Annotated in this window: 3 protein-coding genes, 1 tRNA gene and 2 pseudogenes; 4 read left to right on the plus strand and 2 right to left on the minus strand. The window is 76.2% G+C overall.

What is annotated here, in order from left to right:
* Positions 1–22 precede the first annotated feature (22 nt).
* Positions 23–94, plus strand: a tRNA-Val gene (locus P3T27_RS23500).
* 298 nt (positions 95–392) lie between these two features.
* Here the strand turns inward: P3T27_RS23500 and P3T27_RS23505 are convergent.
* On the minus strand, positions 393–593 hold the full coding sequence (locus tag P3T27_RS23505; protein WP_280681610.1) for a hypothetical protein: 201 nt from the start codon (positions 591–593) through the stop codon (positions 393–395).
* Positions 594–1,001: 408 nt separating this feature from the next.
* Between P3T27_RS23505 and P3T27_RS23510 the strand changes: the two are divergent.
* Positions 1,002–2,273, plus strand: a pseudogene (locus tag P3T27_RS23510) (protein kinase); the annotation flags it as partial.
* 731 nt (positions 2,274–3,004) lie between these two features.
* Here the strand turns inward: P3T27_RS23510 and P3T27_RS23515 are convergent.
* Positions 3,005–3,124, minus strand: a pseudogene (locus P3T27_RS23515) (rRNA methyltransferase); the annotation flags it as partial.
* A 336-nt stretch (positions 3,125–3,460) separates the two neighbouring features.
* Here P3T27_RS23515 and P3T27_RS23520 point away from each other — a divergent pair.
* On the plus strand, positions 3,461–10,411 hold the full coding sequence (locus P3T27_RS23520; RefSeq protein WP_280681612.1) for a type I polyketide synthase: 6,951 nt from the start codon (positions 3,461–3,463) through the stop codon (positions 10,409–10,411).
* A gap of 8 nt (positions 10,412–10,419) precedes the next feature.
* On the plus strand, positions 10,420–15,096 hold the full coding sequence (locus P3T27_RS23525; RefSeq protein WP_280681614.1) for a type I polyketide synthase: 4,677 nt from the start codon (positions 10,420–10,422) through the stop codon (positions 15,094–15,096).
* Positions 15,097–15,111: the final 15 nt, after the last annotated feature.

Below are 15,111 nucleotides of genomic sequence, written 5' to 3' on the forward strand. Positions count from 1 at the left end.
TGCTGCAGGACCGCCACACCAGGCGCGATTAGCTCAGCGGGAGAGCACTACCTTGACACGGTAGGGGTCACTGGTTCAATCCCAGTATCGCGCACAGTAACGGCCGGGGCCGTGACCCGTAAGGGTTGCGGCCCCGGCCGTTTTGGCGTTGTCGTGACCTCGGGCCGCAGGGCCGTCCGACCGTCGGGAAGAAGATCAGGAAAAGAGAAGAGCCGCGTACGGTCGCCCTCACCGACGTCCGTACGCGGCGTCTCCGCCTGCCGGGGCGCTCTGCGCACCACTCACGCCCGTCCGCGTGTCATTGCGGCCGCGGCCTCCCCGGCGGCACTGCTCCCCGTCCCCAGGGGACCAGTGCCCGTTCTGTGGCCGACCCCGTCGGGGCCGGCGTGATCTCAGCGGCCGATCAGATCGGCGACGGCCTGAGCCTGGTTCGCCATCTGGTCCCAGCCGCCGAACAACATCACCAGCAGCACCGCGCACGGCAGGGCCATGGCCAACGCCACGGCCGGGTGCCGGGTGGGCTGCTCCGTCGACCGGGACTGGGTGACGGCCGGCCGACGGCGGCGGGAGGTTCCCGTGAGCTGCGGTGCCATGCCCTTACTCCTGTGATCCGGTCGAGTTGGCGCGGTGGACGGCTTACCTCGGGGGACGAGCTCCCCGTCCACCGCTGAACACAACGCTATTGCTCAGGGGGCCGTCCGGGCGTCATGCCGTCGTACTGTTCCTCGGGCATCCCGGAGTATGACGCTCAGACCCAAGGCGTACTACCGCAGGGGGAGAGAGCCTTGCCCGCACCCCCGGGGGAACCCTGAGGGGCAACCCCGAGAAACGATTCGGCACCCCTATGACCTGCGGGTCAACGCAAGATCCGACAATCGCACGGCTGGTTGAGGCGTTGCGTATCAGCACACCGCAGTGGGCAGTCCGTAAGCTGTGCCAGACAGGAACTGACGATGCCCCACCCGACGGGGCCTCACCCACAGGCTGACGGGGAACGAAACATGGCGATGATGCGGCTGAGGCGTGAGGACCCCCGCATCGTCGGGCCGTACCGCCTGCACCGGCGACTGGGCGCCGGCGGCATGGGTGTGGTCTACCTCGGCTCCGACCGCCGCGGGCAGCGCGTCGCCCTCAAGCTGATCCGCGCCGAACTCGCCGAGGACCAGGAGTTCCGCACCCGCTTCGCCCGGGAGATCGCCGCCGCCTCCCGCATCCGGGGCGGCTGCACCGCCCGCGTCGTCGGCTCCGACATCGAGGCCGACCGCCCCTGGCTCGCCACCGCGTACGTGCCCGGGCCCTCGCTCTACAAGCGGGTCGGCGACGAGGGGCCGCTGAGCTGGCCCGAGGCCGCCCGGATCGGCGCCGCGCTCGCCGACGGGCTGGTCAAGGTGCACGAGGCCGGGGTCGTCCACCGCGACCTCAAGCCCTCCAACATCCTGCTGTCGCCCCGGGGCCCGCGCATCATCGACTTCGGCATCGCCTGGTCGCGCGGCGCCAGCACGCTCACCCACGTCGGCACCGCGGTCGGCTCACCCGGCTTCCTCGCGCCCGAGCAGGTGCGCGGCGCCGCCGTCACGCCCGCCACCGACGTCTTCGCCTTCGGGGCCACCCTCGCCTACGCGCTCACCGGGGACACCCCGTTCGGGTCGGGCGCGTCCTCCGAGGTCATGCTCTACCGGGTCGTCCACGAGGAACCCGACCTCTCGGCCGTACCGCCGCAGCTGGCACCGCTCATCCGGGCCTGCCTCGCCAAGGAATCCGCCGAACGGCCCGGCGCGGCCGCCCTGCACGAGCGGCTCAGCGAACTGGCGGCGCGCGGCGCGGCGACGGGAGCCGGCAGCGGCTCGCGCAGTGCACGGCCCGGCCACGGGCGGGCCGCAGCCCAGGCCTCGGCAGGCCCGACGGCCCCGTCCGCCCCCGACGGCGCGCGGCACGGCGTGCCCGCCCCCGGACGCTCCCCCGAACCCGCCGCCCCCGCGCGGGCCCGGGCTGCCGCCGCGGCTGCGGCACGGCACCCGCAGGGGGTCACCGCCCCGCTCCCCCGGCCCGAGGCGACACCGGCGACCCGCCCGCTGCGGGCCCGGCCGCAGACCCCTCCCCCCGGCCGGCCCGGCGCCCCTGACCGGGGGCGTCCCCGGGACCGCCAGCACACCCCCGCCCCGGGCGGGCGGCCCGTCGGCGCGCGGCAGCGGCTGCTGCGGCAACGCCTCATCGTCTTCGTCACCGTGACGGTCGGTGTCGCGCTGGCCATCGCGGCCGCGCAAGGGTGCGAGAACCGCAGCAACCAGGGTCTGCGGCCCTCGGGAGGATCGACCGCCAGTGCGCCGGCCACGGCCGGTGAGCGGGCTCTGGCCGGGACCTCGGTGGACGGGGCCGCCGTGTCCTCCACCGCCGCCCGGCCCTCCGCCGCCGTCCCGTCCCCCGCCGCCACCCAGCCGTCGGCCACGCCGCTCGCGGCGGCCGCGCACGGCGGCGCGGGCGACAGCCCGTTGGCGCCGCCTCAGGGAGCGGGGCCGGTGGTGGACTGGCCCAACCGCAGCTACCCCGACGGGGCCGGCGGGCCCGGCATCGCGCTGCGGGACGGCCGATCGGTCGGGGCCGGCCCGCAGGTCGCCCTCAGCACCGTACTGCCGGCCCGGTACAAGGGCGCCCCGGCAGCGGTCGTCGTGCTGCGGCGGGCTGAAGGCTCGGTGCCCGTCGACCTCGTCCAACTCTTCACCTTCACCGGGGACACCCCGGTCGCCGCCACCTCCCGCACCTCGGCGGCCGACCCGCAGGCGACGGCCGCCTGGCGGCTCGACGGCGGGACGGTCGTGCGGGAGGAGCGGGTCGCCGCGACCGGCGCGGCCACCTCCACCCGCTACACCGTCCGCGCCGACGGCACGCTGGAGGAGTCCTGGCCCGGCGCCTCCACCTCCGGCCCCGCCACGCCGCCCCCGGCCGCCGCCCCGGCTCCGCCCACCGCCCCGGCAGGCTGAGCGCAGGAAGTCGGCTGATCGATTCTGCTGGCGACGGCGTAGCAGGAGACGGCGCCGGCGCGCCGGTAGAGCGGGTCGGCGCGGTCGGGCGAGAGCAGGACGGCGTCCATGCCGAGGGCGGCGGCACTGCGGAAGACGGCGCCGACCGTCTCGGGAGCTTTCGGGCGTGCGGATGTCGGTCGTCGACGGACGCCTGTGGAAGACGGCGATCGGCCAGCGTGGGGCTCGCGGGCCGGAGCGGCACCGTGGGGCCGGCGGTGGGGCTGGATCCGGGTTCGAGCGGCTCCCCTCTGCCGATCTGTTGACATGCACTCGCCATATGGGTTTAACCTGGCGGGCCTTACCACTCAGTAGCCTTGATGTTGGACCGGATCACGGGATGGCGCAATGGTGCCCTCGCGTCCGCGGTGAGGGGTTGCCCGTGGCACCCTTCCGAATTCGCTCATGCCCCGACCTGCACCACGATGCATACCGGAGAGTCCATGAGACCCCATTGCTCACTGACCGACGTCGTCATCGGGATCACCCCGTTCCACTTACCGGACGCCGGGCTCGCCGAAGCCGTCTGCCGTGCGGGCGCACTGGGCGTGCTGGACCTGGGAGTTGGTGATCGGCGGTCGCGCGAGGAGCTCGCCGGGCTGCGGGAGCGGGCCCCGGCCGGGTTCGGTGTCCGGGTGGGCCCCGGCTGCCGGATGGTTCCCGAGGAGCTCCGCTCCGCAGGGGGCGCCGGCCCGCAGGTGGTCGTGCTGGCGGTGGACACGCCCGGCTGGGACATTGCGGCGCTCCGTGCCGAGTACCGCCTGCTGGTGGAGGTGACGGACCTGGCGCAGGCCCTGGCCGCCGTCCGCGCCGGGGCCCACGGGCTGATCGCGCGCGGCTGCGAGAGCGGCGGCCGGGTCGGGGAGTTGAGCACGTTCGTGCTGCTGCAGCAGCTGCTGGCCGCGCCCGGGATCGAGACACCGGTCTGGGCCTGGGGCGGGATCGGGCCGCGCACGGCGATGGCGGCCGTGGCCGGCGGGGCGGCCGGGGTGGTGCTGGACAGCCAGCTCGCGCTGCTGGCGGAGTCGGCGGTGCCGGAGGAGATCGCGGCGGCCGTGCGCGGCATGGACGGTTCCGAGACCGTCGTGGTCGACGGGCGGCGCGTGCTGCGCCGCAGCCGGCCGGGCGCGGCCCCGCAGGCAGACCTGACTGTCGGTCAGGACGGCTTCCTGGCCGAGCGGTTCGCCGAGCGCTGGGAGACGGTCCCACGCGCGGTGCGGGCCGTACGGGAGGCCGTCCTGGACGGCCTGCGGGCGGCGGCGGAGCCGGGTGCGGCGGCGGACCTGCTCGGGCCCGGGGCGCGGCTGGGCGAGGCGCTGGGCACTCGGCTGCCGGTGGTGCAGGGGCCGATGACCCGGGTCAGTGACCAGCCGGGATTCGCGGCGGCGGTGGCCGCGGCCGGCGCGTTGCCGTGCGTGGCGCTGGCGCTGGCCGGCGCGGAGCAGACCCGTGAGCTGCTCGCCCGGACCGCCGCGATGGTCGATGGACTCCCCTGGGGTGTCGGCGTGCTGGGATTCGCGCCGGAGGAGGTGCGCAGCGCACAGCTTGCGGAGGTCCTGGTCGCGAGACCCAGCCACGCGGTGATCGCCGGTGGGCGGCCGTCGCAGGCACGGGTGCTGGAGGAGGCGGGCATCCGCACCTTCCTGCACGTACCCTCGCCGGGGTTGCTGAGGCAGTTCCTGGAGGACGGGGCCCGCAGGTTCGTCTTCGAGGGTTCGGAGTGCGGCGGGCATGTCGGGCCGCGGCACAGCTTCCCGCTCTGGGAGGCGCAGTTGGCGGTCCTGGAGGACTTCCTGGCCGCCGCGCCGGCTGACCCGCAGGTGGAGGTGCTCTTCGCGGGCGGCGTGCACGACGCGCGCTCCGCGGCGATGGTGGCGGCGATGGCCGCGGCGCCGGCGGCCCGGGGGGTCGCCGCGGGGGTGCTGATGGGCACGGCGTACCTGTTCACCGAGGAGGCGGTGGCCTGCGGGGCGGTGCGGCCGCAGTTCCAGCGGCAGGTGCTGGCGGCGCGCGGGACGGAGCTGCTGCAGACGGCGCCCGGGCACGCCACCCGCTGTGTGCCGAGCCCCTTCACGGTGGAGTTCCGCCAGGCGCGCGAGCGGTTGCGGGCGGAGGGGGTGCCGGACCGGGAGGCCTGGGAGCAGCTGGAACGGCTGAACGTCGGCCGGCTGCGGATCGCCGCCAAGGGCGTCGACCGGGTGGCGGGGGCGCTGACCGAGGTGGACGAGCAGGGGCAGCTGGACCAGGGCATGTTCATGGCCGGGCAGGTCGCGGTGCTGCGCTCGGCCACCACGACGCTGGCCGAGCTGCACGCCGCGGTGAGCACCGGGGCGGCCCGCTTCCTGGCCGCCCGGGCCGTGGAGCTGACGGAGCGCCTGGGCCTGCTCCCCCTCGCCGAACCGGAGCCGGCGCCCGCGCCGCTGGACATCGCGGTGATCGGCATGGCGGGCATGTTCCCGCAGGCTCCCGACCTGCCCGCGTTCTGGGCGAACGTGGTGGGCGGGGTGGACGCGGTGACCGAGGTGCCGGCCGAGCGCTGGGACCCGGCGCGCTACCACGCGGCGGACGGCGGGCCCGGCACCACGCCGTCCAAGTGGGGCGGCTTCCTGCCGCGGATCCCCTTCGACCCGCTGAGCTACGGCATCCCGCCCACCGCGCTGGGCAGCATCGAGCCGGTGCAGCTGCTGGCGCTGGAGGCGGCGCGCCGGGCGCTGCTGGACGCCGGGTACGACGGCGGCGGAGAGGGCGGCGGTCGGGCCTTCGAGCGCTCGCGGACCAGCGTGGTGTTCGGCGCGGAGGCGGGCAGCGACCTCTCGAACGCCGGGGTGCTGTCGGCGGTGCTGCCCGCCTACCTGGACACGGTCCCGGAGGCGATCGCGCAGCAGCTACCGAAGCTCACCGAGGACTCGTTCCCCGGCATGCTGGCCAATGTCATCTCCGGGCGGATCGCCAACCGGCTGGACCTGGGCGGCGCCAACTTCACGGTCGACGCGGCGTGCGCCTCCTCGCTGGCGGCGTTGGACGTGGCGTGCAGGGAACTCGTCGCGGGCGCCAGCGACCTGGTGCTGTGCGGCGGAGCGGACCTGCACAACGGGATCAACGACTACCTGCTCTTCGCCTCGGTGCACGCGCTCTCGCCGACCGGCAGCTCCCGCCCGTTCGACGCGTCGGCGGACGGGATCGCACTCGGCGAGGGGGTGGGCTGCCTGGTGCTGAAGCGGCTGGCGGACGCGGAGCGCGACGGCGACCGGGTGTACGCGGTGGTGCAGGGGATCGGCAGCGCGAGTGACGGCCGGTCGCTGGGCCTGACGGCTCCCCGGCCCGAGGGGCAGCGGGCAGCGCTGGAGCGCGCCTACCGCAGTGCCGGGATCGGGCCGGCCGAGGTGGGACTGGTGGAGGCGCACGGCACCGGGACGGTGGTCGGCGACCGTACCGAACTGGCCACGCTGAGCGCGGTCTTCGCGGAGGCGGGTGCGGCGCCGCAGAGTTGCGCGCTGGGGTCGGTGAAGTCGCAGATCGGACACACCAAGTGCGCGGCCGGTCTGGCCGGGCTGATCAAGGCCTCGCTGGCTCTGTACACCGGGATCAAGCCGCCGACGCTGCACCTGACGCAGCCGAACTCGGCGTGGCAGGAAGACGTCAGCCCGTTCGCGTTCCACGCCGAGGCCCGGCCGTGGGTCGCACCGCCCGCCGAACGGGTGGCCGGTGTCAGCGCGTTCGGTTTCGGCGGCACCAACTTCCACGCCGTGCTGCGCGGTTACGACGGACCGCCGCCGGTGCACGGGCTGCAGGAGTGGCCGGCCGAGCTCTTCACCTTCCGGGGCACCGATCGGGCACGGGCGCTGCGCACAGTGGCGGAGCTGCTGCGGCAGGTGGAGGCGGACGGGTCGCCGTGGCGGCTGCGCGACCTGGCACTGACCGCCGCCGAGCGGGCGGAGTCGGCGGCCGGGCCCGTCCAGGTGGCGGTGGTGGCCTCGGACGTCGCGGAGCTGGCCGCGCTACTGCGGCTGGCGATGGCGGGGCAGGGCGACCCGGCGGCCGGGCTGCACCTGGCCGAGCCGGACGGCGCGGGACTGGGCGAGGCGGCACAGGGCGGGGCGGCGCAGGGCGAGGTGGCGCAGGGCGAGGTGGCGCAGGGCGAGGTGGCGTTCCTCTTCCCCGGGCAGGGCAGCCAGCGTCCGGGAATGTTCGCGGAGCTGTTCTCGGCGTTCCCCGCAGTGCGGCGGCATCTGCGGCTGGGGCAGGCGTACACGGACGTGCTGTACCCGCCGATGGCCTTCACGCCGCAGGCACGCGAACGGCAGCGTGCCGCGCTGACCGACACCACCGTGGCCCAGCCCGCGCTCGGGATGACCGGCCTGGCGGCGTACGAGCTACTGGGGCTCGTAGGGGTGCGTCCGCAGCTGGCGGCCGGCCACAGCTACGGTGAGCTGGTGGCGCTGTGCGCGGCGGGCGCGCTGGCGGCCGAGGACCTGCCCTCGATCAGCGCGGATCGTGCGCGCGCGATCCTGGACGCGGTCGGCGAGGGCGGCGACCCCGGGTCGATGGCCGCGGTGGCGGCCGGCGCCGAGCAGGTCGAGCAGGTGCTGGTGGCCGCCGGGCTGGCGGGTCGCGTGGTGGCGGCGAACCGCAACTCACCGCGCCAGACGGTCATCTCCGGTGGGACGCCGGAGCTGACGGCCGCGGTGCGACTGCTGGCGGAGGCCGGGTACGGCGCGAAGCGGCTGCCGGTCGCGTGCGCCTTCCACAGCCCGCTGGTCGCGGGCGCGGGCGAGCGGTTCGCCCGGGCGCTGACCGACCGCACGGTGCGCAGCCCGGAGTTCCCGGTCTGGTCGAACCGCACGGCCGCGCGCTATCCGGCGGATCCCGCCGCGGTGCGTGGCGAGCTCGCCGCGCAGCTCGGCGCCCCGGTGCGCTTCGCGGAGCAGATCGAGGCGATGTACGAGGCGGGCGCCCGGGTGTTCGTCGAGGCCGGCCCCGGCTCGGTGCTGACCCGGCTGGTCTCGGCGGTGCTGGGCGACCGGCCGCACCGGGCGGTCTCGGTGGAGGGGCGGCGCGGCGGCCTGCACGGCTTTCTCGACGCGCTGGCCGAGCTGGCCGTCGCCGGACTGCCGGTGCGTACCGGCCGGTTGCTGCGCGGCCGTGACGCGGTGGCCGCGGGCCGGACGCGGAGCACGCGCCGGCCGGGCTGGACGGTGGACGGGCAGCTGGTGCGCACCGCCGCCGGAGAACTTCTGCCCGGTGCGCTGGCACCGGCCCGACCCGTACCTGGAGCCCTCATGACGACGCAGGAACCGCACGCGAACGGTCAACAGTCTGCTGGGGACGCCCTGGTGTCGGAGTTCCTGCGGAGCAGCCGGGAGATGATCGCGGCTCAGCGGGACGTGCTGCTCACGTATCTCGGCGGGTCGGGCGTCGCGCCGGCCGTCCCGCTGCCGGTCCCGCCGACGCCGTACCCGGTGACGCAGGTCCTGCCGATGCCGGTCAGAGCGGCGGCCCTGCCCGAGTCCGCCGCCGCACCCGCTGCCGGGCTGGTGGCTCAGCCGCAGGACGGGGCGCGGCCCGCCCTCGATGAGGCCGACGTACTGCGCACGGTGGTCGAGGTGATCAGCGAACGCACCGGCTACCCGGCCGACATGATCGAACCCGACCTGGACCTCGAAGCCGACCTCAGCATCGACTCGATCAAGCGCACCGAGATCATCGGCCAACTCGCCCGCCGGCTGGCCGCCGGCCCGGGCGGCGAGCTCGTCACGCTCGGCGACGAGGGGCTGGAGCGGCTTTCCGGCGCCCGCACCGCCGCCGCCATCACCCGCTGGCTGACCGACCGGCTGGACGGGGCCGCTCCCGAGCGCAGGCCGGCCCCGGAGTCAACGGTGGCAGCAGCGTCGGCAGCGGAGCTTCCCGAGCCGTCGGACGTCGTCGGTGACGAGCCCGCCCGCCTGGAGTTCGCCGCCGTGCCGCTGGCCGGGCCCGCCCTGGCACCCCAGTCGCTGGCCGGCCGGCGCTTCGCCGTGCTGGGCTCGGACGGCGGCGCGGTCGCCGAGGCCCTGGCGGCGCGGCTCACCGCGGCCGGGGCGCAGCTGCTGGCCCTGGACGCCGGGCACCAACTGTCCACGGCAGACGGCCCGGTGGACGGTGTGCTGCTGCTGGACCCGCTCCGCGAGGACGGTGCGCCGGTGCTGCCGGGCCTTGTGCCCGCGCTCCAGAGCGCCTTGGCCGGCGCTCCCCGCTGGCTGCTCGGCGCCCGCACCGCGGCACCGGCCGGCCGCGGCCGGACGGACGGACTGCGCGGGCTGTTCCGCACCGTGAGTCGCGAGTACCCGCAGACCACCGCCCGGCTGGTCGAGTTCGGCCTCGGGGTCGGTCCGGCGCAGGTGGCGAACGCGCTGGTCGGCGAGCTGCTGGCCGAGGACCGCGAGCCGGTGGTGCTGCACGGGCCGGACGGACGCCAGGGCCTGGCGCTGGTGGAGCGCGGCCTAGGGGTGCTGGGCAGTACCGGGGCAGGGCCGGCCGGTGACGGAGTGGCGGAGGCCGCCGCGCTGGGTCTGGACCGCGACGCGGTGGTGCTGCTGGTCGGCGGGGCGCGCGGAATCACCGCGCGGTTCGCCGCGGCCCTCGCGGCGGCCTCGCGCTGCCGCCTGGAACTGCTGGGCCGCACCGCGCCGCCGGAGGGCGTCGAGGCCCCGGCGGTGGCCGCCGCCCAGGACCGGTCGGCGCTGCGGGCCGTGCTCGCCCGGCAGGGTGTGCCACTGGCCGACGTCGACCGCACCGCCGCCGGGCTGCTGGCCGGACGCGAGATCGCGGCGACGCTCGACGAGCTGTCCGCGCTGGGCTCGACGGCTCGCTACCAGGTCGTGGACGCGGCCGATCCGGCGGCCCTGCGGCAGGCGGTCAAGGAGGTGTACGCGGAACACGGCCGGCTGGACGGCGTCGTCTTCGCCGCGGGCGTGATCGAGGACAAGGTGCTCGCCGAGAAGGACCCGCAGTCGTTCCGGCGGGTCTTCGCCACCAAGGCGGACGGCGCGCGGGCCCTGCTCGACGCGCTGGCCGAGCTGCCGGCCGGGCCGCGCTTCACGGTGCTCTTCGGCAGCATCGCCGCCGCCCTGGGCAACCGCGGGCAGGCCGACTACGCGGCGGCCAACGACGCGCTGGAGGAGCTGGGCGCCCGCTGGTCGGACCGCACCGGGCGCCGGGCGCTGACCGTCCACTGGGGCCCGTGGGCACCGTCCGGCCCGCACGGCGGCATGGTCTCGCCGGAGCTGGCCCGGGACTACGCCCGCCGGGGCGTGCGGCTGATCGACCCGGGTGCGGGCACGCTGGCGCTGCTGCGCGAGCTGGCCTGGGGCGAGGAGTCGGTCCGGTCCGTGGTCTACACCGCCTCGGGCTGGTGAGGGGAGCGGTGACCGGCACTCAACTGCCGCCAGTGGCCGTGGTGGGCATGGCGGTGCTGCTGCCCGGTGCCCCGGACCTCGCGACGTACTGGCAGAACCTGGTGGGCGGCGTCGATGCGATCACCGACGTCCCCGAGGGCCGCTGGGACGCGGACTACTACGACCCGGCGGCGGCCGCCGGACCGGCCGCGCCGGACCGGCTGTACTGCCGGCGCGGCGGCTTCGTGGACCAACTGGCCGAGGTGTGTCCGACCCGGTTCGGCATCATGCCGACCTCGGTGCCCGGCACCGAGCCCGACCAGTTGATCGCGCTGCAGGTCGCCGCCGCCGCCATCGCCGACGCGGGCGGCCCGGAGCGGCTGCCCGATCGCGACCGGGTCGGCGTGGTGCTGGGCCGGGGCGGCTACCTGACGCCGGGCCTGGTCCGGCTCGACCAGCGGGTCCGCGGTGCCCACCAGCTGGTGCGCACCCTCGGCGAGCTGCTGCCCGAGCTGACCGCCGGCCAACTCGACCGGGTGCGGGCCGCGTTCACCGACCGGCTCGGCCCGGACCGGCCGGAGTCGGCGATCGGCCTAGTGCCCAACCTCGCGGCCTCCCGGCTGGCCAACCGGCTCGACCTGCGCGGCCCCGCGTACACGGTGGACGCCGCCTGCGCGTCGTCGCTGGTCGCGGTGGACCAGGCGGTCGGCGAGCTGGCGAGCGGGCGCTGCGACCTGGTGCTGGCGGGCGGCGTGCACCACTGTCACGACGTCACGCTGTGGAGCGTGTTCGCGCAGCTGCGGGCGCTCTCCCGGAGCCAGCGGATCCGCCCGTTCCACCGGGGCGCCGACGGGCTGCTGATCGGCGAGGGCACCGGTGTGGTGGTGCTCAAGCGGCTCGCCGACGCGCAGCGCGACGGCGACCGGGTGTACGCGGTGATCCGCGGCACCGGCGTGGCGAGCGACGGCCGGACCGCAGGGCCGGCCACCCCCGACCCGGGTGGCCAGAGCCGGGCGGTGCGGGCGGCCTGGCGGGCGGCCGGACTCGACCCTGCGGCCGGCGGCGCTCTCGGCCTGCTGGAGGCCCACGGCACCGCGACCCCGGCCGGGGACGCGGCCGAACTCGCCACGCTGGCCGAGGTTTTCGGCCCTGCGATGGCGGGTGAGGAGCGAGCGGTGCTCGGCTCCGTGAAGTCGATGATCGGCCACACCATGCCGGCCGCCGGCGTCGCCGGACTGGTCAAGGCGGCGCTGGCCGTGCACCACGCGGTCCTGCTGCCCACCCTGCACTGCGACGAACCGCACCCCGCGCTGGCCCGCACCCGGTTCCGGACCGTCGACACCGCGCAGCCCTGGGAGACCGCCGACGGCACGCCCCGTCGCGCCGGGGTGAACGCCTTCGGCTTCGGCGGGATCAACGCCCACGTGGTGCTGGAGCAGGCCCCGGGCCCGGCCCGGGTAGGCGCGGCAGCCGTGCGACCCACCGCGGTCGTGGCCGACACGGCCGTACGGACCACCGCGGTCGTGTCCGAACCCGAGCGGGTGCTGCGGCTCGCCGCCGACGGGCCCGAGCAGCTCGCGGAGCTGCTCGCGGCCGACGACCGCGCGCTGCTCGCCGCAGGCCTGCCCGAGCCGGGCGGCCCCGCGCCGCGCTGCCGAGTGGCGATCGCCGACCCGACCGGAAAGCGGCTGGCGCTGGCTCGCCGCGCGGTCGCCAACGGACGGGCCTGGCGCGGGCGCAGCGACGTCTGGTTCGCGCCCGAGCCGCTGCTCGCCGCCGATCGGGGAGGCCGGGCAGGCCGGGTGGCGTTCCTCTTCCCGGGCCTGGAGGCCGAGTTCGCCCCGCGGGTGGACGACGTCGCCGACCACTTCGGCCTGCCCCGCCCCGTCCTGGCGGGCGGCGTGGGCGACATCGGGCGGCACGGCGTCGGGGTCTTCGCCGTCGGCCGGCTGCTCGACGCGGCCCTGCGCCGGATCGGCGTGCGGCCGGACGCCGTGGCCGGACACAGCGTCGGCGAGTGGACGGCGATGGCCGCCGGCGGCCTCTACTCCGGTGCCTCGGTGGACGCCTTCCTGGAGGCGTTCGACCCCGACACGCTCCGCGTCCCGGGGCTCGCCTTCGCCGCGCTCGGTGCCCCGGCCGCACGGGTGCTCGACGCACTGGCGACGGTGGACGGCATGTCGCAGGTCGTGCTGTCGCACGACAACGCGCCGCAGCAGTCGATCGTCTGCGGTCCGGAGCGGCCCGTCGCCGAGCTGGTGCGCTGGTTCCGCGCGCACGGCGTGCTGGGCCAGGTGCTGCCGTTCCAGTCCGGCTTCCACACGCCGATGCTGGCCCCGTACCTGGCGCCGATCCAGCGGGCGGCCGAGGGATTCGAACTCCACCGGCCGACCGTGCCCGTCTGGTCCGGCACGACGGCCGCACCCTTCCCGGCCGCCGAGGCCGAGGTGCGCGCCCTGTTCCTCCGTCACCTGGTCGAGCCGGTGCGGTTCCGGCCGCTGGTCGAAGCCCTGTACGCGGCCGGCTTCCGCGCGTTCGTCCAGCTGGGCGGCGGGCAGCTCGCCTCGCTGGTGGGCGACACGCTGGGCGACCGGGAGCACCTGACGGTCGCGGCGAACTCCCCGCACCGCGACGGGATGGCCCAGCTGCGCCGGGTCGCCGCCGCGCTCTGGGCGGACGGCGCCGAACCGGACACGGACGCGCTGCGGCCGGCGGGTGCCCGCGCGGCGGTGGCCGGCGCCGGGGTGGCGGAACGGGCGCACCCGGCGGTACGGCTGGACCTCGGCGGTGCGCTCGTCTCGCTGGACGCGGCCGCGCTCGGCGGGCTCCGCGCCGAACTGGTCGCCGGGGCGCGGAAGTCGAGCCCGCCCGCGGCGCCGCCGCACCGGCCGGGCCCGGGCGGTGCGGACCTCGCCGAGCTGGCCGACCGCTTCCCGGTGGCGGCCGAACTCGACGCGCTGCTGCGCGACACCGAGCGGGCCGCAGTCGAACTGCTCGGCGCGGGGCGGCCCGTGAGCGAACCGCCCCGGCCGGTGAGCGATCGGCCGCGGTCGCCGACCGACCGGACGCGGTCCGTGCGCACCAGCAGCGTGCACATCTCGTGTGACGCCATGCCCTACCTGCGCGACCACTGCTTCTTCCGGCAGCGCCCCGACTGGCCCGACCTGGCGGACCGCTGGCCCGTCGTCCCGGCCACCACGATCGTGCAGCACCTGATGGACGCCGCCGAGCGGGCCGAGCCCGGCCGAGTGGCCGGCGGTGTGCGGGAGATGCGGTTCGGGCAGTGGGTGCCGGCCGCGACACCGATGGACGTGCAACTCACCCTGCAGGAGGCCGGCCCGGGCCTGTACACCGCGTCGTTCGGCGAATACGCGCGCGGCACGGTCGAACTGATGGATCGTCACGAGCCGCCGCCGGCCCCCTGGCCGGTGGACCCGGGAGGCGAGCGCACCCCGGAGCTGACGGCAGCCGGGCTGTACGAGGAGCGGTGGATGTTCCACGGCCCGGCGTTCCAGGGGCTGACCGAGCTGACCGCGCTCGGCGAGCGGCACGTACGCGGCGTGATCACCGCGCCGCCCGCCCCCGGCGCGCTGCTGGACAACGTCGGTCAGCTGCTCGGCTACTGGATCATGGCCACCCACACCGAGCGCACCGTCGTCTTCCCCGTCGGCCTGCGGCAGCTCCGCTTCCACGGACGACCGCCGCGGCCCGGCACCGAGCTCCACTGCCACATCCGGATCACCGAACTCACCGACACCACCCTCGAAGCCGACGTGCAGCTGCAGTCGGGCGGCACGGTCTGGGCTCAGCTACGCGGCTGGCAGGACCGCCGCTTCGACAGCCACCCCGAGGCCCGCCCAGTCGAGCGGTTCGTCGAGCGCAACACCCTCTCGACGCCGCAGCGCGGCGGCTGGGTGCTGCTGCACGAGCGCTGGCCCGACCTCGCCTCCCGCGACCTGATCATGCGCAACCACCTGGGTGCCGCCGAACGGGCCCGGTACGAGCAACAGCCGCCGCGCGGCCGCCGGGCGTGGCTGCTGGGGCGGATCGCGGTGAAGGACGCGGTGCGGCGGTGGCTGTGGGAGCAGGGCGAGGGTCCGGTGTTCCCCGCCGAGATCGAGGTGCGCGACGACCCGGGCGGCCGACCCCGGGTGGTCGGGCTGCACGGCCGACAGGTCCCCGAACTCGACGTCTCCCTCGCGCACCGGGACGAGGTGGCGGTCGCCCTCGTCCGGCCGCCCGGGGCCGCCGGCGGGACGGGCCCGGGCATCGGCCTGGAGGAGGTGGCGGACCGTCCGGCCCAGCCGCAGCCGCTCGCGCCAGGTCCGGCGGAGCTGGCTCTGCTGGCGACCTGCCGCGCGGCCCACGGCGGCACCGAGACGCTCTGGTTCACCCGCTTCCGGGCCGCGAAGGAGGCGGTGGCCAAGGCCGAGGGCACCGGACCCCGGGGTCTGCCACGCGACTTCACGGTCGTCCGCGCCGATCCGACCGCCCTGCTGGTCAGGGTCGCCGGGCCCGGCGGCCCACGTGCCCACCGGGTGCGCTGCACGCTGGTCGGCGGCCCGCCCGGCCTCCCGGACCGCCGCTACGTCGTGGCCTGGACCACGGACGACGCCGAGAGCCAGCACACCGAGAACCGCACCACCGAGAACGACCTCGTGGTGGACCACCTTGCCGAGACGCACGAAGGGGCAGTGACCAAGTGACCGTCAGCGAGCAGA

It is taken from the genome of Kitasatospora sp. MAA19 (genome assembly GCF_029894125.1).
GTDB lineage: Bacteria > Actinomycetota > Actinomycetes > Streptomycetales > Streptomycetaceae > Kitasatospora.